The organism is Modestobacter excelsi (genome assembly GCF_005930495.1).
Taxonomy (GTDB): Bacteria; Actinomycetota; Actinomycetes; order Mycobacteriales; family Geodermatophilaceae; genus Modestobacter; species Modestobacter excelsi.
In genome coordinates this window covers 1-16,450 of sequence record NZ_SJEX01000106.1, presented here as the reverse complement: position 1 = coordinate 16,450, position 16,450 = coordinate 1, and the positions used below count along the sequence as shown (strand labels likewise).

Sequence of the window (16,450 nt, the reverse complement as noted above, 5' to 3'; positions counted from 1 at the left end):
GCCCCCGGGCGCGGGGCGCGTCCGCCGCCCCGGCCCCGGGCCGAGGGAGCGCGGAGCAACCGCCGCAGGACGGCGACACCCGGGCCGGGCGGCCGGGCGGCCGGCGGCGGACGGCGCTGGTCGCCGCCCTGCTCGCCCTCGTGCTGGTGGCCGCCGGGGTGCTGGTGACCCTGCGGCTGGCCGACCCCGGCGGGCCCGCCGTCGCCGAGGACGCCGAGCAGGTGCCCGACGCCGTGCTGCCCGAGCTCAGCGACCCCGGGCCGGTGCTCACCGAGCTCAGCGCCGACGCACCGCTGCCCGACCCCACCGCGATCGCCGGCGTGCTGTCCCCGCTGCTGGCGGCGCCGGCCCTCGGCGGGGGGCTGTCCGCGCAGGTGGTCGACGTCGCCACCGGGCAGGTGCTGTTCGACCAGGACGCCGCCGACCCGAGCACCCCGGCCTCCACCGCCAAGCTGCTCACCGGCCTCGCCGTGCTGAGCACCCTCGACCCGACCGACACCGTCACCACCACGGTCGTCGCCGGCAGCAGCCCCGGGCAGGTCGTCCTCGTCGGCGGGGGGGACCCGACGCTGTCCACCACCGCCCCGTCCACCGACTACCCGGGCGCGGCCACCGTCGCCGACCTCGCCGACCAGGTGGGCCAGGCGCTGGGCGGCCAGCCGGTCACCGGCGTCGTGGTGGACAACTCGCTGTTCACCGGTCCGCTGACCGCCTCCGGCTGGGGCGCCGACGACGCCCCGTCCAGCTACGCCGCGCCCGTGACGGCGACCGCCGTGGACGGCGCCCGCGTCCAGCCGGGGGAGAGCCAGCGCAGCGGGTCGCCGGGCACCGATGCCGGGCAGGCGCTGGCGGAGGCACTCGGCGCGCCGGACGTCCCGGTCGACCTGGGCCAGGCCCCGGACGGCGCCCGGACGCTGGGCACGGTGCAGTCCGCACCGATCGACCGGCTGGTGGAGGAGGCGCTCAACGCCTCGGACAACCTGCTCGCCGAGTCCCTCGGCCGGCAGGTGGCCCTCGCCCGCGGCCTGCCGGCCAGCTTCGACGGTGCCGCCGAGGCGATCACCGGTGCGCTGGCCGACGCCGGTCTGGACACCACCGGACTGGACGTCCACGACGCCAGCGGCCTGTCCCAGGACGACCGGGTGCCGGCCCGCCTGCTGGTCGACGCCGTCCGGGCCGCCGCCGACGGCAGCATCGACCACGCCGACGGGCTGCTGTCCGGCCTGCCGGTGGCCGGCTACGACGGGACGCTGGCGGAGCGGGTCGTCGCGGGCGGGCAGGCCGGGCCCGGCTCGGTGCGGGCGAAGACCGGCACCCTGCTGGGCACCAACGACCTGGCCGGGACGGTCCTCACCGCCGACGGCCGGTTGCTGGCCTTCGCGGTGATGGCGGACGGCACGGTCGGCAGCCTCACCGCCGGGGAGGGGTCGCTGGACGTCGTCGCCGACGCCCTGGCCGGCTGCGGCTGCCGGTGACGTGAGGGAACGGCCCCCGTGCAGGGTCCCTCCCGAGCTCGCGAGCGGAGGGGGGCAAGGGGGTCCTTCGAGTACGGTGAGGCGATGAGCCGCTCCTCGTCCCTCGTCGACTGGGACCTCGCCGGCCGCACCGCCCGCCGACTCGTCGGGCCCGGACCGGAGACCTCCCGCGAGGAGGCCGCAGCCGTCGTCGAGGAGCTGCACCGCGCTGCCGCGACCGCTGTCGCGCACGTGGAGGCGCTGACCGGGCTCCACCCGGTGCCCGGCGGCCCCGTGCCCACCGTCGCCGTCGTCGACCGGCCCGGCTGGGTGACGGCGAACACCGCCGGCATGGCCGCGCTGCTCGACCCGCTGGCCGACGCGCTGACCGAGGCCCAGGGGAGGAGCCCGGGTCCGCTGGCGACCGCGATCGGCTCGCGGGCGACCGGCGTGCAGGCCGGCGGCGTCCTCGCCTTCCTGTGCAGCCGGGTGCTGGGCCAGTACGAGGTCTTCGGCAGCGGCGGGCGGCTGCTGCTGGTCGCCCCGAACATCGTGGAGACCGAGCGCCGGCTCGGCGTCGACCCCACCGACTTCCGGCTGTGGGTCTGCCTGCACGAGGTCACCCACCAACTGCAGTTCACCGCCGTCCCGTGGCTGCGCGGTTACCTCGAGGAGCAGGTCAGCTCCTTCGCCGAGGCCACCGACCTGACCCCCGACGTGCTGCGCGAGCGGCTCACCGACGTGCTGCGCAGCCTCACCGACGCCGTCCGCGGGACCAGCCCGGACGACGACGCGCCGCAGGGCCTGATGGCGCTGATCAAGGACCCCGGGCAGCGGGAGGCGCTGGACCGGGTCACCGCGGTGATGAGCCTGGTCGAGGGGCACGCCGAGTTCGTGATGGACGGGGTCGGCCCCGACGTCGTCCCCTCGGTGCGCACGCTGCGCAAGCGCTTCGCCCAGCGCCGCAAGGGCCGCGGGCCGATCGACCGGGTGCTGCGCCGGCTGCTGGGGCTGGAGCAGAAGATGCAGCAGTACGCCGACGGCCGCGTCTTCGTCGCCGGGGTGGTGGACCTCGTCGGCATGGACGGCTTCAACCAGGTGTGGGTCGGCCCGGCGAACCTGCCGCTGAAGGAGGAGCTCGCCGAGCCCGCCCGCTGGGTGGAGCGCGTGCTGGGCACCCGGCCGGCGATCCCGGCCTGACCGGGCGGGCGCGGCAGCCGGCATGGCGGGTCCGCACCCGGCCGTCGCGGCGCTGCGCGCGGCAGTCCGCCCGGGCCTGAGCGCGACCAACGGGCCGGTGCTGGTGGGCTGCAGCGGCGGCGCGGACTCCGTCGCGCTGGCCGCGGCGCTGGCCTTCGAGGCACCCCGGTCCCGACGCCAGGTCGGGGCGGTCACCGTCGACCACGGCCTGCAGCCCGGCTCGGCGGAGCAGGCCCGGCGCACCGCCGCGCTGCTCCGGTCGCTGCGGCTGGCCCCGGTGCTCGTCGTGCCGGTGACCGTCGGCACCGCCGGTGGGCCGGAGGCGGCCGCCCGGGAGGCGCGCGGCGCGGCGCTGCGGGCCGCCGCCGCCGAGCACGGCGCGACGGTGGCGCTCGGGCACACCCTGGACGACCAGGCCGAGACCGTGCTGCTCGGGCTGGCCCGCGGGTCGGGCCCGCGCTCGGTCGGCGGCATGGTCGAGCTCCGCGCGCCGTTCTGGCGCCCGCTCCTCGGGGTGCGCCGGGAGACCACCCGGGCCGCCTGCGCCGCGCAGGAGCTGCCGGTCTGGGACGACCCGTGGAACACCGACCCGGCCTACACCCGGGTGCGGCTGCGCACCGAGGTGCTGCCGCTGCTCGAGGACGTCCTCGGCGGCGGGGTGGCACCGGCGCTGGCCCGCACCGCGGCGCTGCTCCGGGAGGACCTCGACGCGCTGGACGCGCTCGCCACCGCCGAGCTGGGCGCCCTGCTCGGCACCGACGGCGCGCTGCCGGCCGGGCCGCTCGCCGAGCTCCCGGCCGCGCTGCGCCGCCGGGTGCTGCGCGGCTGGCTGCTCCGTGCGGGCGTGCCGGACCTGCAGGCGGTGCACCTGGCCGCCGTCGACGCACTGCTCACCCGGTGGCGGGGGCAGGGGCAGGCGGACCTACCCGGCGGTACGGGCGTGGTGCGGTCGTCTGGCAGGCTGACCGTGCAGCGCGGCACGCGTCCGGCTGCCCGTCCTGCCGTCGATCCCCTCGAGGAGCCCTGAGCGCCGTGAGCGAGCGCACCACCGCCGGAGCCCGGGCAACGGGGCCGCTGGGACCCGACCACGGCTACGGCCCGGACATCGACCACGTGCTGCTGTCCGAGGAGCAGATCCAGGGCAAGATCACCGAGCTCGCCGCCCGGATCGCGGTGGACTACGCCGGGCGCGAGGTGCTGCTCGTCGGCGTCCTCAAGGGCGCCGTGCTGTTCATGTCCGACTTCGCCCGGGCGCTGCAGCTGCCGACCCAGATGGAGTTCATGGCCGTCTCCTCCTACGGCAGCGCCACCAGCTCCTCGGGCGTGGTGCGCATCCTCAAGGACCTCGACCGGGACATCGCCGGCAAGCACGTGCTGGTGCTCGAGGACATCATCGACTCCGGGCTCACGCTCTCCTGGCTGCTGAGGAACCTCGGCAGCCGCGGGCCGGCGAGCCTCGAGGTGTGCACGCTGCTGCGCAAGCCGGACGCGGTCAAGGTCGACGTCCCGGTGCGCTACGTCGGCTTCGACATCCCCAACGAGTTCGTCGTCGGCTACGGCCTGGACTACGCCGAGCGCTACCGGGACCTGCCCTACATCGCCACGCTGAAGCCCGAGGTCTACTCCTCCTAGGAGCGGCATCGGCTGCCCGGACCGCGCAGCGGTCCCCCAGCTCGACGGCAGCGCGCATCGAGAAGGGGCACAGGTCCCGCGGTGTACCGTCGTCGCAACGACGTCGCCCCGCGGCGGGGTGCCACCCAGGGTCGTGCGCGACGTCCTGCGACGATCAGGAGGGTCGACGGGCAGGCCGGGCGTCCCCGGTGGCCCGGCAACGGTGTATGGAACGCAAGAAGATCTTCCGGTCCGTCTGGCTGTGGGTCGCTGTCGTCGTCGTGGTGGGCTTCATCGCCTCCCAGTTCTTCAGCAACGACGGCGGCTACGACAAGGTCTCCACCTCGACCGCCCTGGCGCAGCTCTCCGAAGGCAACGTCGACAAGGCCACGATCAACGACAAGGAACAGACCCTCGACCTCGACCTCAAGGGTCCGGTCGACGGCAGTTCCAAGATCTCCGCCTCCTACCCGCTGGGCGCGGCCGACGACGTCTTCGCCGCCGTCCGGGGCGGCACCGACGCCGGCGGCGGGACCCAGTCCTTCGACACGAACGTCACCCAGGACAACCTGCTGGTCAGCCTGCTGGTGAGCTTCCTGCCGTTCGTCCTGCTGCTCCTGCTGCTGTTCTGGCTGTTCAACTCCATGCAGGGCGGCGGCCGCGGCGTCATGGCCTTCGGCAAGTCCAAGGCCAAGGTCGTCAGCAAGGACAGCCCCAAGACGACGTTCGCCGACGTCGCCGGCGCGGACGAGGCGATCGAGGAACTGCACGAGATCAAGGACTTCCTGCAGAACCCGGTCAAGTACCAGACCATCGGCGCGAAGATCCCCAAGGGCGTGCTGCTGTTCGGCCCGCCCGGCACCGGCAAGACGCTGCTCGCCCGGGCGGTCGCCGGTGAGGCGGGCGTGCCCTTCTACTCGATCTCCGGGTCCGACTTCGTCGAGATGTTCGTCGGTGTCGGCGCCAGCCGGGTCCGCGACCTGTTCGAGCAGGCCAAGACCAACGCCCCGGCGATCATCTTCATCGACGAGATCGACGCCGTCGGCCGGCACCGCGGCGCCGGCATGGGCGGCGGGCACGACGAGCGCGAGCAGACGCTGAACCAGATGCTCGTCGAGATGGACGGCTTCGACGTCAAGGGCGGCGTCATCATGATCGCCGCGACGAACCGCCCGGACATCCTGGACCCGGCCCTGCTGCGCCCGGGCCGCTTCGACCGGCAGATCGCCGTCGACCGTCCCGACCTGCTCGGCCGCGTCGCCGTCCTCAAGGTGCACGCGACGGGCAAGCCGCTGGCGCCCGACGTCGACCTCACCACGGTGGCCCGGCGCACCCCCGGCTTCACCGGGGCCGACCTGGCCAACGTGCTCAACGAGGGCGCGCTGCTCACCGCCCGGCACGGCGGCACGCAGATCACCGACGCCGTCCTCGAGGAGGCGATCGACCGCGTCGTCGCCGGCCCCGAGCGCAAGACGCGGGCGATGAGCGACAAGGAGAAGAAGGTCACCGCCTACCACGAGGGCGGGCACGCCCTGGTGGCGCACGCGCTGCCCAACCTGGACCCGGTGCACAAGGTGACGATCCTGCCGCGCGGCCGCTCGCTGGGGCACACCCTCGTGCTGCCGACCGAGGACCGGTACAACCAGACCCGCTCGGAGATGATCGACACGCTGGCGTACGCGCTGGGTGGCCGGGCCGCCGAGGAGCTGGTCTTCCACGAGCCGACCACCGGTGCCGGCAACGACATCGAGAAGGCCACCTCGCTGGCCAGGTCGATGGTCACCCAGTACGGGATGAGCGCCAAGCTCGGTGCGGTCAAGTACGGCAGCACCGACTCCGAGCCGTTCCTGGGCCGGGACATGGGCTCGCGTCCGGACTACTCCGACGCCGTCGCCGCCGACATCGACGGCGAGGTGCGCGCGCTCATCGAGGCCGCGCACGACGAGGCCTGGGAGATCCTGGTCGAGTACCGGGACGCCCTGGACCGGCTGGTGCTCGAGCTGCTGGACAAGGAGACGCTGTCCCGCGAGGACATGGACCGGATCTGTGCCGGGGTGGTCAAGCGCCCGTCGATGGCCCCCTACAACGGCTTCGGCAAGCGCACCCCCTCGCAGCGCCCGCCGGTGCTCACCCCCGCCGAGGCGGCTGCGAGCAACGGCAACGGCGTGCACGGGTCGGCGAACGGCGCGACCCAGGCACCGATCGGGGACGTCGGCGCCCCTGCCCAGGGCCGGTGAGCGCCGCACCAGGGGGAGCGGGCGAGCACGCGGCGGCCGGCCGGGTCGACGGTGTGGGGCAGGACCCGCGCACCGGTGACCCGGTCGCCGACATCCCCGAGGGGCAGTTCGACGCCGGGCGGATCGAGGCCGCCGTCCGGGAGATCCTGGCCGCGATCGGTGAGGACCCCGACCGTCCGGGCCTGCAGGACACCCCGGCCCGGGTGGCCCGCGCCTACGCGGAGACCTTCGCCGGGCTGGGGCAGGACCCGGCCGACGTCCTCGCCACCACCTTCGACGAGGCCCACGACGAGCTGGTGCTGGTCAAGGACATCGCGATGTACTCGACCTGCGAGCACCACCTGGTGCCCTTCCACGGGGTCGCGCACGTCGGGTACATCCCCGGGTACGACGGACGGGTCACCGGCCTGTCGAAGCTGGCACGGCTGGTGGAGGTCTACGCCCGTCGCCCGCAGGTGCAGGAGCGGATGACGCGGCAGATCGCCGACTCGTTGTACGAGGTGCTCAAGCCGCGCGGCGTCATCGTGGTCATCGAGGCCGAGCACCTGTGCATGGCGATGCGCGGCGTCCGCAAGCCGGGGGCCACGACGATGACCTCCGCGGTGCGCGGGATCTTCCGGGAGAACGCCGCCACCCGCAGCGAGGCCATGGGCCTCATCCTGGGTCGCTGAGCACGCCATGGACGTCGGCACCCTCCTGCCACGGCCCGGGCGCTGCCTGGTGATGGGCGTCCTCAACGTCACGCCGGACTCCTTCTCCGACGGCGGCTGCTACGACGACCACGACGCCGCGATCGCGCACGGCCTGGAGATGCACGTCGCGGGCGCGGACTACGTCGACGTCGGCGGGGAGTCGACCCGGCCCGGCGCCGACCGGGTCGACGCCGAGGAGGAGTGCTGCCGGGTGGTGCCCGTCGTCCGCGACCTCGTCGCCGCCGGTGCCCGGGTCAGCATCGACACCACCCGCGCCGACGTCGCCGCGGCGGCGCTGGAGGCCGGCGCGTCCCTGGTCAACGACGTCAGCGGCGGGCTGGCCGACGCGGGCATGGCCCGGCTGGTCGCCGACGCGGGGGTGCCGTGGGTGCTGATGCACTGGCGCGGCCACAGCCGCGAGATGTACGCCGCCGCCCGGTACGGCGACGTGGTGCACGAGGTGGGCGCCGAGCTCACCACCCGGGTCGAGGACGTCGTCGCGGCCGGGGTGGACCCGGCCCAGCTCGTGCTGGACCCGGGGCTGGGCTTCGCCAAGAACGCCGAGCACAACTGGGCCCTGCTGGCCGGGCTGGACCGGCTGGTCGCCCTCGGCCTGCCGGTGCTGGTGGGCGCCTCGCGGAAGACCTTCCTCGGCCGGCTGCTGGCCGGTCCCGACGGCACGCTGCGGTCGGTGGAGGGCCGGGAGGCCGCGACCGTGGCCATCTCGGTGCTGGCCGCGCAGGCCGGGGCGTGGGGCGTGCGGGTGCACGACCCGGTGCAGTCCCTCGACGCGATCGCGACCGTGGCGGCAGTGCAGGCCGCCCGAGGAGGAGGACCGCGTGGCCAGTAGCCGACCCACCCCGCCGACCCCCGACCGGATCACCGTCCACGGGCTGACCGGCCACGGCTACCACGGGGTCTACCCGCCGGAGCGGGAGCACGGCCAGACCTTCCGGGTCGACGCGGTGCTCGAGCTCGACACCGCGCCGGCGGCGGCCGGGGACGACCTGACCAAGACCGTGCACTACGGCGAGCTGGCGCAGCAGCTGCACGCGCTGCTGGTCGGCGAGCCGGTCGACCTGCTGGAGACGCTGGCCCAGCGGCTGGCCGACCGCTGCCTGGCCCACCCGGTCGTGGACGCCGTCGAGATCACCGTGCACAAGCCGGAGGTCGACCTCGGCGTGCCCGCCGACGACGTCACCGTCTCGATCCGGCGCGAACGCCGGTGACCAGGGCCGTCCTCTCGCTCGGCGCGAACCTGGGCGACCGGGCGGGCACGCTGCGCTCCGCCCTGGTGGCGCTGAGGGAGCACGGGCTGGTCGCCCGGTCGACGCTGTACGAGACCCCGCCCTGGGGGCCGATCGAGCAGCCGCCGTACCTCAACGCGGTCGCCGTCGTCCGCGGGGACCGGGACGCCGCCGGCTGGCTGGCGCTCGCCGCCGAGCTGGAGCAGGCAGCCGGGCGCACCCGGGAGGTGCGCTGGGGTGCGCGGACGCTGGACGTCGACGTCGTCACGGTCACCGGGGACGACGGAACGCCCGTGCTGTCCGCCGACCCGGAGCTGACCCTGCCGCACCCGCGGGCGCACGAGCGGGCGTTCGTGCTGGTCCCGTGGCTCGCCCTGGACCCGGCGGCGACGCTGCCCGGGCACGGCCGCGTCGCGGATCTGGTGGCCGCGCTGCCGGCGGACGAGGTGGCCGGGGTCGTCCGGTGGGAGCAGCTGGCATGACGCCGGTGCGCCGTCGTGAGCTGCTCGCGCTCGCCGTCGCGGTGGCCTTCGCCGCCTGGCTCGTGGTGCGCTCGGCCTACGGCTCGCTGCCGCCGTTCTCCTGGTGGCTGCCGGTGCCGCTGGGCGTGCTCGCGGTCGCCGAGGCGATGGGCGCCCGGACGTTGCGGGCCCGGCTCGGCGCCGAGCGGGCAGGCCGGCGAGGTCCCGGTCGCAGCCCGGCGACCGCCGCGCGGCCCGTCGAGCCGATGCTGGTCGCCCGGCTGGCGGTGCTCGCCCAGGCCAGTGCCTGGGTCGGTGCGGTGTCCGCCGGGCTGTGGACCGGCCTGCTGCTGCACACCGCCCCGGCGGTCGGCCGGCTCGGCGCGGCCTCGGGCGACACCACCACCGCGGTGATCGGGGTGGTGGTGGCCGCCGCCCTCGCCGCCGCCGCCCTGTGGCTCGAGCACGTCTGCCGCGTCCCCCCGGACGAGGACGACGGTGAGTCCGGGAGGAGCACGACCTGACGCTGGACCGTCGCCGCCGACAGGCGGCTCCGGTTCGCGAGTGGGGCCGGAGGCTCCGCGTTGCGGGGCGGGCAACGGCTCACCGCGAGCGGAGCGGCTCCTGGCCGCGGTGCGGCCCGGAGGGTCGCGATGTCAGAGGTGGGCGGCTCCGGCGACCTCGGGCACCGAGCCCTCGACCGAGCGGCGCAGCGCGGCGTGCAGCGACTCGGGGGTGAGCACCCCGCAGAACCGGTCGCCGTCCAGCACCGCCACCCAGCCCGCCTCCAGCTGCAGCATGGTGGCGAACGCGGTCTTCAGCGTCGCGTCGATCGGTACCCAGGCGTCCATCCGCCGGCCCACCTGCCGCACCGTCCCGCTGCCGGTCGCCCGCTCGGCCGAGATCCAGCCGTTCAGCCGCTCCTGCTCGTCCAGCACCACCGCCCAGCGGGCGCCGGCCCGGTCGAGCGCCGCCCGCGCCTCGCCCACGTCGTCGTCGGCGTGCACGACCGGTGGCTGCTCCAGGTCGGCCATGTCGATGCCGGTGACGGCCAGCCGCTTGAGCCCCCGGTCGGCGCCGACGAAGTCCGCGACGAAGGGCGTGGCAGGCGAGCCGAGCAGCTCCGCCGGCGGGGCGAACTGCTCCACCTTGCCGCCCTGGCTCATCACCGCGATCCGGTCACCGAGCCGCACGGCCTCCTCGATGTCGTGGGTGACGAACACGATGGTCTTGCGCACGGTCTCCTGCAGCCGCAGGAACTCCGACTGCAGCCGCTCCCGCACGATCGGGTCGACCGCCGAGAACGGCTCGTCCATCAGCAGGACCGCGGGGTCGGCGGCCAGCGCGCGAGCCACGCCGGCGCGCTGGCGCTGGCCACCGGAGAGCTGGTGCGGATAGCGGTCACCGAAGGCCACGGGGTCCAGCCCCACCAGGTCGAGGAGCTCCTCCACCCGGTCCGCGGTGCGCTTCCTGTCCCAGCCGAGCAGCCGCGGCACCGTGCTCACGTTCTTGCGCACCGTCTGGTGCGGGAAGAGCCCGACGTTCTGGATGACGTAGCCGATCCGGCGCCGCAGCTCGACCGGGTCGACCCGGGTGACGTCGTCCTGGCCGAGCAGGACCCGCCCGGTGGTCGGCTCGATGATTCGGTTGATCATCTTCATCGTGGTCGTCTTGCCGCAGCCGGACGGGCCGACCAGCACGGTGAGCTCCCCGGCGGCGAAGGTCAGGTCGAGCGACCGCACGCCGATGCTGCCGTCGGGGTAGGTCTTGCTGACGCCCTCGAGCCGGATGGCCTGAGCCGGTGAGCCTGTGGTCGACCCGGGCGGAGCGCTAACGTCCACGGAGTGGCCTTCCTGACGGGCGCCCGGTGCTGAGCGCGGCGGGCGGTGCAGTGCTCGCAGCCGATGCGGCGCCGAACCCCTGGTTCGACCCCTCCTACGTGGCCGACAACTGGGGCACCATCCTGTCCTACCTCGGCGAGCACGTCAGGCTCACCGTCGCCGCGGTGCTGCTCGGCGCGCTGATCGCGCTGCCGCTGGCGCTGCTGGCCCGGCGGAACCGCTGGCTGGCCGCCGGCGTCCTGGGCGTCTCCACGCTGGTCTACACGATCCCGTCGCTGGCGATGTTCGCCTTCGTCGCACCGGTCACCGGGCTGTCCGCGACGACGGTGCTGGTCGGGCTGGTGCTGTACTCGCTGGTCATCCTGGTTCGGAACTTCCTCGCCGGCCTGCAGTCGGTCCCCGCCGACGTACAGGAGGCGGCCCGGGGCATGGGCTACGGGCCTGCGCGGTTGTTCTGGCAGGTCGAGCTGCCGCTGGCGCTGCCGTCCTTCATGGCCGGGATCCGGGTGGCGACCGTCTCGACCGTCGCGCTGGTGACCGTCGGCGTGATCGTCGGCCACGGCGGCCTGGGCCAGCTGATCACCGGCGGGTTCAACGCCAACTTCTACCGCGCCGAGATCGTCACCGGCGCGGTCGGCTGCGTGCTGCTGGCCCTGGTGGCCGACCTGCTGCTGGCCGGCGCCGAGCGCGCGCTGACCCCGTGGGCGCGGCGGGCCCGGGCGTGAACGAGCTGCAGGCGGCGTTCCGCTACCTCAACGACCCGTTCAACTGGACGCGCACCAACGGCATCTTCGACCTGGCCGCCCAGCACCTGCGGATCTCGGTCGTCGCCGTCGCGGTGGGCATGGTGATCGGGATCCCGCTGGGGGCGCTGCTCGGGCACACCGGCCGCGGTGGAGGGTTCACCGTCGCGCTGTCCAACGTCTCCCGGGCGATCCCGACCCTGGCCCTGCTGACCGTGTTCGCGGTGACCCCGATCGGCTTCGGCCCGACGGCCACCACCATCGCGCTGGCGCTGTTCGCGCTGCCCCCGGTGCTGACGAACACCTACATCGGGTTCCGCGGCGTCGACCGGGACGTCGTGGAGGCCTCGCGGGCGATGGGGATGGACGAACGGCAGGTGCTGCTGCGCGCGGAGCTGCCGCTCGCCGTCCCGCTGCTGATGACCGGCGTCCGGACGGCGGCCGTCCAGGTGGTCGCCACCGCGACCCTCGCGGCGCTGGTCGCCGGCGGCGGGCTGGGCCGGATCATCACCCTGGGGTTCCGGCAGCAGGACTACGGCGCCGTGCTGGCCGGCGCCATCCTGGTCGCGGTGCTCGCGGTGGCCACCGAGCTGCTGCTGGCTGCCGTGTCCTGGCTGGTCACGCCGGGCCCCAAGCGTCTCGGGGTCGGCCGGGTGCGCACCCGCAGCACCGACGCGGGGGTCGTTCCCGTCACCCCGTGACCGGCGTCCGGGTCACCGGGAGGTCACGGTGGTGCACAACGGACTTGATCTACGCCTCGGCCGGGGGTTGAGTGACCGGTGCGGGACACCTCCCGCCCGACACGCGTGGCCGCCCAGCAGGGGCGCCACGGGACACAGAAGGCGGAGTCGATGCGCGCGCGTCCCCGTTTCTCCACCATCCTCCCCATCGCGGCCCTCGCGGCCGTGCTCTCCACCGCTGCCTGCGGTGAGTCGGGGTCCTCCGGCACCGGCGGCGAGTCCGCCGCCAGCGGCTCGTCCGGCTCGGGCGACGCCTGCGCCCCGGTCGCGGGTGACCAGCTCGTCGTCCTGGAGGACGACAAGGGGCTGCAGAACGCCGACAACATCGTGCCCGTGGTCAACGCGGCCGCGGCCACGGCCAACCCGGCCCTGCTCGATGCGTTGAACACGGTGTCGGCCGCGCTGACCGAGGACGACCTCATCGGCATGAACAAGGCCGTCGACATCGACCGGCAGTCCGCGACCGACGTGGCCGCCGCCTACGTGTCGGACAACGACCTCGGCGCCGGGGTGACCGGGGGCAGCGGTCCGATCGTGGTCGGCGCCGCCGACTTCAGCGAGTCGCAGGTGCTGGCCAACGTCTTCGCCGACACCCTCAACGCGGCCGGCTTCCAGGCCACGGTGCAGACCGTGGGAAACCGGGAGCTGTACCTGCCCGCGCTCGAGCGCGGCGAGATCCAGGCGTTCCCGGAGTACCTGGCCACGGTGACCGAGGCGCTCGACGGCGACGACGCCCGCCAGGTCGCCACCAGTGACGCCGACGAGACCCTCGCTGCGGCGCAGCCGCTGGCCCAGCAGGTCGGGCTCGTCTTCGGCGAGCCGGCCGAGGCGACCGACCAGAACGCGTTCGCCGTCACCCAGGAGTTCGCCGACGCGCTCGGCGTGACCACGCTGTCCGAGCTCGCCGACGCCTGCGGGGACGGCTCGCTGACCCTCGGTGGGCCGGGGGAGTGCCCGACCCGGCCGCAGTGCCAGCTGGGCCTGCAGGACACCTACGGCCTGGAGTTCGCCAGCTTCTCGGAGTACGACGCGGGCGGCCCGCTGACCAAGGCCGCCATCCAGCAGGGCGATGTCTCCATGGGCCTGGTCTTCAGCTCCGACGGCGCCCTCGCCCAGTAGAAGGACGTCCCTGCCCCCCACCGCTCGCAAGCTCGCGGCGGGACCCTGCAGGCAGGCCGGACGGCTGCGCCGTCAGTACCAGCCGCCGGGGGGGCAGCTGCTCCCCGGCGGCGACGGAGGTGTCGAGGACGTTCCCCGCGGGGGCCAGCGGGCAGGTCCACCGCGGGTCGTAGGTGCACGAGGGGTGGTAGGCGAAGTTGAGGTCGACGACCAGCCGGCCGTCGTCCCCGCCCAGGTCGGCGCCCTTGATGGTGTCCAGCAGGTAGCGGCCACCGCCGTAGGTCGTCGTCCCGGCGCTCCCGTCCCGCAGCGGCAGGAACACCCCGCCGCCGTAGCCGCCGACCCACCAGACGTCGAGCCGGCCGAGGTCGCCCAGGGTCACCCGGCCGATCCGGTCCAGCACCACGACGCCGTCCGCTGCGGTCGGGACCTCGCGCCGTTCGGGCTCGACGTCGGTCTGGACCGGGACGACGAACCGCAGGGCCGGGTCGTAGGGCGCGAACGGGATCCCGCCGAAGGAGGCGCGGGCCGGGGCGTCCAGCGGGGAGTCCGGGTGACCGCCAACGAGCGCGGCCCGACCGTCCCGCCAGGCGTGCCAGCCGGCCTCCGGGTCCTCGGCGGCGCGGACGCCGGCGTACAGGGCGGCGACCCGCCGCCGCCAGTCCAGCAGGGTGAGGGTCACCGCCCCCAGCGTGCCACCCGGCCACCGGGGCGTCTCCGGGTGACCGTCTTGTTCACTGCCTGTGATCACGTGCAGCCCGTAAGGTGAGGGTCATGGGAGGTCGCCGGGACGCCGACGCCCCAGGGCGCCCCGCCGGTGGCCGGGGCACCCTCCCGCCCGTACCGCCGGCTCCCGCGGCCGCGCGGGTGTCCCCGCCCGCTGCGCAGCCGCTGGCGCCGCCCGCCCCGCCCGTTCCGGAGCAACGCCGCGACGGGAACCGGGGGTGGCTCGTCGTCGGGCTGCTCCTCGCCGCGGGCGGTACCGCCGCGGTGTTCGTCACCGACGACGCGCGCTACCTGCGGATGGCCCTGCTCGCGGTCTGCTGGGCGTTCGTCGTCGCCGCGTTCGTGGCCGGCAACCGCCGTGCCGACCAGGTCGCGGCGGCCGGCCGGGAGACCGAGCTGCGGCACGCGTACGACCTCGAGCTCGAGCGGGAGGTGACCGCCCGGCTCCAGTTCGAGGTCGAGCTGGAGGGCCGGCTCCGGCGCGAGGCGGAGGGCGCGGTCCGCGGCGAGCTCGCGCAGCTGCGCGCCGACCTGGCCGGGCTCGGGCAGCTGCGCACCGAGGTCGCGGCGCTGACCGAGATCCGCGGCGAGCTGGGGCGGATCCGGTCCGAGCTCACCGAGCAGCTCTCCGGTGAGCTGCTCGTCGAGCGCATGGTGATGCGTGCCCAGTCCGTCCGCGGACCGGTGCAGTCGGCGCCGGAGACCGGTGGCCGGGTGCTGGTGGACAGCGGCAACGCGTGGGACTCCCCGCCGCTGGCCGCCTGGGACGTCGACCGCTGGTCGGAGAGCCGGGTGGTCCCCGAGCCGGCCGGGCGACCGGTCCCCGCCGGGGACGGCCCGCCGACGACGGCCGGACCGGTGGCGTTCGAGCAGGCGCCCGAGCCGGTCGTCGAGCCGGTGGTGGACGCCGGGTCCGGCTACGACTCCTCGCGGTACGACGCGCTGCTCTTCGGCACCTCGGCGGCGGCGCCCGACGACGAGCCGGTCCGGGCCGCCGCACCCGAGCCGTCGGGCCACGCCCGGCTCGAGCAGATCCTGGCCGAGAGCGGCGTCCCGGCGCCCACGGGTGCGCGGTCCCGCCGCCGCCACCGCGACGACGGCGACGCTCCCGACGACGTGCTCGCCCGTGTCCTCGGCCGTCGGTGACACGAAGGACCCCTCTGCCCCCCACCCCTCGCACGCTCGCGGCGGGCCCCGTACGGCCTCGTCCCAGGGGCCCGCGGCGCGCGGAGCGTGTCGTGGGGAGGGACGAGGTCCTTCCTCAGATCGGGCCGCGGGACAGCGCGCCGCCGTCCAGCACGAGGGTCTGCCCGGTGACCCAGCCGGCGCTGTCGCCGAGCAGGTAGGCGGCCGCCTCCCCGATGTCCTCGGGCACCCCGAGCCGGCCCACCGGGTACTGCCTGGCCACCGCGTCCTCCCGGCCGGTGAACAGGGCCTCGGCGAACCGGGTCTTCACCACGGCCGGCGCGACCGCGTTGACCCGGATGCCGTGCGGGCCGAGCTCGACGGCGAGCTGCGTGGTCAGGTTGACCAGCGCCGCCTTGCTGACGCCGTAGGCCGCGATGCCCTCGCTGGACTTCAGACCGGCGACCGAGGCGACGATGAGGACCGAGCCGCCGTGCTCGGACATCCACGCCTTCCACGCCTCCTGCACCAGGCCGAGGCTGGAGACGACGTTGGTGTCCAGGATCTTGCGGAAGGCGTCGAGCGGTGCGTCCATCAGCGGGCCGAAGACCGGGTTGATCCCGACGTTGCCGACCAGGCAGTCCAGGCTGCCGAAGGTCTCGACGGCGGTGCGCACGGCCTCGGCACGGTGCTCCGCGTCGCCGGCGTTCCCGGCGACGGCGACGGCCTTGCCGGGTCCGCCCAGCTGCTCGACCGCCTCGGCGAGCGCGTCGGCCTTGCGGGCGGTGACGACCACCCGGGCGCCCCGGTCCACCAGGCTCTGCGCGATCGCCAGGCCGATGCCCCGGCTCGCGCCCGTTACCAGTGCGGTGCGTCCCTCGAAGCTGCTCACCGTGCTCCTCCGTGCTCGGGGCCGGCTCCGCGGCCGGCGCGGGGCTCACCCAACCACGGCTCCCGAGGGCCCGCGCGGCACCCACGTGAGGCAGCCCACACCCCCGAGCCGTTGCAGGGCACGCCCCGCCGCCCCACACTCGCCTTCGGCGGTCCACCTGCGTGACACACCCACCCCGGGTGGTTGCAGCGGGCGGGGTGCCGGCGCCGCCGCTCGACCTGCTCCACCCTGAACGGCCCACGACGACGTGGGTCGACGCGACCTGAGTCCGGTACCCGCGAGGGACTGGAACGAGAGGTGCACCGGGATGACCGTTCGTCCCTCGCGGAGGGCTGCCCGCCCTGCCGCGCCCCGTCCCACCG

Annotated in this window: 17 protein-coding genes; 14 read left to right on the top strand and 3 right to left on the bottom strand. The window is 75.1% G+C overall.

Going from position 1 to position 16,450, the window contains the following annotated elements:
• The 10 genes from dacB to FHL80_RS23055 form a co-directional block, all read left to right on the top strand.
• The coding region (gene dacB, locus FHL80_RS23100) for a D-alanyl-D-alanine carboxypeptidase/D-alanyl-D-alanine endopeptidase (RefSeq protein WP_246078900.1) at positions 1 to 1,475 on the top strand (1,475 nt) is incomplete at its 5' end.
• Between the two features lie 84 nt (positions 1,476 to 1,559).
• Positions 1,560 to 2,654 carry a zinc-dependent metalloprotease gene (locus FHL80_RS23095; RefSeq protein WP_138735673.1) on the top strand — a complete coding sequence of 365 codons (1,095 nt, stop codon included), beginning with the start codon at positions 1,560 to 1,562 and terminating at the stop codon, positions 2,652 to 2,654.
• 22 nt (positions 2,655 to 2,676) lie between these two features.
• On the top strand, positions 2,677 to 3,681 hold the full coding sequence (gene tilS / locus FHL80_RS23090) for a tRNA lysidine(34) synthetase TilS (RefSeq protein WP_138735672.1): 1,005 nt from the start codon (positions 2,677 to 2,679) through the stop codon (positions 3,679 to 3,681).
• Positions 3,682 to 3,686: 5 nt separating this feature from the next.
• On the top strand, positions 3,687 to 4,286 hold the full coding sequence (gene hpt, locus FHL80_RS23085; RefSeq protein ID WP_439331112.1) for a hypoxanthine phosphoribosyltransferase: 600 nt from the start codon (positions 3,687 to 3,689) through the stop codon (positions 4,284 to 4,286).
• Between the two features lie 206 nt (positions 4,287 to 4,492).
• Complete coding sequence (gene ftsH / locus FHL80_RS23080; protein ID WP_138735671.1) at positions 4,493 to 6,502, top strand: ATP-dependent zinc metalloprotease FtsH; 2,010 nt, start codon at positions 4,493 to 4,495, stop codon at positions 6,500 to 6,502.
• Positions 6,499 to 7,173, top strand: coding sequence for a GTP cyclohydrolase I FolE (folE, locus tag FHL80_RS23075; RefSeq protein ID WP_439331111.1), 675 nt, complete (start codon positions 6,499 to 6,501; stop codon positions 7,171 to 7,173). The genes ftsH and folE overlap by 4 nt, the downstream gene beginning before the upstream one ends.
• A gap of 7 nt (positions 7,174 to 7,180) precedes the next feature.
• Positions 7,181 to 8,044 carry a dihydropteroate synthase gene (folP, locus tag FHL80_RS23070; RefSeq protein ID WP_246078899.1) on the top strand — a complete coding sequence of 288 codons (864 nt, stop codon included), beginning with the start codon at positions 7,181 to 7,183 and terminating at the stop codon, positions 8,042 to 8,044.
• The gene (gene folB / locus FHL80_RS23065) at positions 8,034 to 8,423 is read left to right on the top strand and encodes a dihydroneopterin aldolase (protein WP_138735670.1); all 390 of its coding nucleotides are present in this window, start codon (positions 8,034 to 8,036) and stop codon (positions 8,421 to 8,423) included. Before folP ends, folB begins: the two co-directional genes overlap by 11 nt.
• Positions 8,420 to 8,923 (top strand): 2-amino-4-hydroxy-6-hydroxymethyldihydropteridine diphosphokinase, encoded by a 504-nt coding sequence (gene folK / locus FHL80_RS23060; RefSeq protein WP_138735669.1) that lies wholly within the window; start codon positions 8,420 to 8,422, stop codon positions 8,921 to 8,923. The genes folB and folK overlap by 4 nt, the downstream gene beginning before the upstream one ends.
• A complete protein-coding gene (locus tag FHL80_RS23055) occupies positions 8,920 to 9,426 on the top strand; it encodes a DUF3180 domain-containing protein (RefSeq protein ID WP_138735668.1) in 507 nt (168 codons plus the stop codon). The genes folK and FHL80_RS23055 overlap by 4 nt, the downstream gene beginning before the upstream one ends.
• 132 nt (positions 9,427 to 9,558) lie before the next feature.
• Here the strand turns inward: FHL80_RS23055 and FHL80_RS23050 are convergent, their stop codons facing one another.
• Positions 9,559 to 10,743, bottom strand: a complete 1,185-nt coding sequence (locus FHL80_RS23050; protein ID WP_138735667.1) for an ABC transporter ATP-binding protein — start codon at positions 10,741 to 10,743, stop codon at positions 9,559 to 9,561.
• Positions 10,744 to 10,793: 50 nt separating this feature from the next.
• Here FHL80_RS23050 and FHL80_RS23045 point away from each other — a divergent pair, with 50 nt between their 5' ends.
• The 3 genes from FHL80_RS23045 (at position 10,794) to FHL80_RS23035 (ending at position 13,345) form a co-directional block, all read left to right on the top strand.
• Positions 10,794 to 11,468, top strand: a complete 675-nt coding sequence (locus tag FHL80_RS23045; protein WP_246078898.1) for an ABC transporter permease — start codon at positions 10,794 to 10,796, stop codon at positions 11,466 to 11,468.
• Positions 11,465 to 12,187 (top strand): ABC transporter permease, encoded by a 723-nt coding sequence (locus tag FHL80_RS23040; protein ID WP_138735665.1) that lies wholly within the window; start codon positions 11,465 to 11,467, stop codon positions 12,185 to 12,187. The genes FHL80_RS23045 and FHL80_RS23040 overlap by 4 nt, the downstream gene beginning before the upstream one ends.
• 150 nt (positions 12,188 to 12,337) lie before the next feature.
• Positions 12,338 to 13,345 carry a glycine betaine ABC transporter substrate-binding protein gene (locus FHL80_RS23035; RefSeq protein ID WP_138735664.1) on the top strand — a complete coding sequence of 336 codons (1,008 nt, stop codon included), beginning with the start codon at positions 12,338 to 12,340 and terminating at the stop codon, positions 13,343 to 13,345.
• Here the strand turns inward: FHL80_RS23035 and FHL80_RS23030 are convergent.
• On the bottom strand, positions 13,317 to 14,027 hold the full coding sequence (locus FHL80_RS23030; protein WP_246078897.1) for a DUF1684 domain-containing protein: 711 nt from the start codon (positions 14,025 to 14,027) through the stop codon (positions 13,317 to 13,319). The genes FHL80_RS23035 and FHL80_RS23030 overlap by 29 nt on opposite strands.
• A gap of 92 nt (positions 14,028 to 14,119) precedes the next feature.
• Here FHL80_RS23030 and FHL80_RS23025 point away from each other — a divergent pair, with 92 nt between their 5' ends.
• Positions 14,120 to 15,217, top strand: a complete 1,098-nt coding sequence (locus FHL80_RS23025) for a DUF6779 domain-containing protein (RefSeq protein WP_138735663.1) — start codon at positions 14,120 to 14,122, stop codon at positions 15,215 to 15,217.
• A gap of 115 nt (positions 15,218 to 15,332) precedes the next feature.
• Here FHL80_RS23025 and FHL80_RS23020 read toward each other — a convergent pair whose 3' ends face one another.
• Entirely contained in the window at positions 15,333 to 16,088 is a 756-nt protein-coding gene (locus tag FHL80_RS23020) for an SDR family oxidoreductase (protein WP_138735662.1), read from the bottom strand.
• Between the last annotated feature and the right edge of the window lie 362 nt (positions 16,089 to 16,450).

Bases quoted from the DNA above. Each gene is read 5' to 3' on its own strand.
- FHL80_RS23055 (WP_138735668.1), top strand. From the start codon at position 8,920: ATGACGCCGGTGCGCCGTCGTGAGCTGCTCGCGCTCGCCGTCGCGGTG.
- FHL80_RS23025 (WP_138735663.1), top strand. From the start codon at position 14,120: ATGGGAGGTCGCCGGGACGCCGACGCCCCAGGGCGCCCCGCCGGTGGC.
- FHL80_RS23035 (WP_138735664.1), top strand. From the start codon at position 12,338: ATGCGCGCGCGTCCCCGTTTCTCCACCATCCTCCCCATCGCGGCCCTC.
- folP (WP_246078899.1), top strand. From the start codon at position 7,181: ATGGACGTCGGCACCCTCCTGCCACGGCCCGGGCGCTGCCTGGTGATG.
- tilS (WP_138735672.1), top strand. From the start codon at position 2,677: ATGGCGGGTCCGCACCCGGCCGTCGCGGCGCTGCGCGCGGCAGTCCGC.
- ftsH (WP_138735671.1), top strand. From the start codon at position 4,493: ATGGAACGCAAGAAGATCTTCCGGTCCGTCTGGCTGTGGGTCGCTGTC.
- FHL80_RS23095 (WP_138735673.1), top strand. From the start codon at position 1,560: ATGAGCCGCTCCTCGTCCCTCGTCGACTGGGACCTCGCCGGCCGCACC.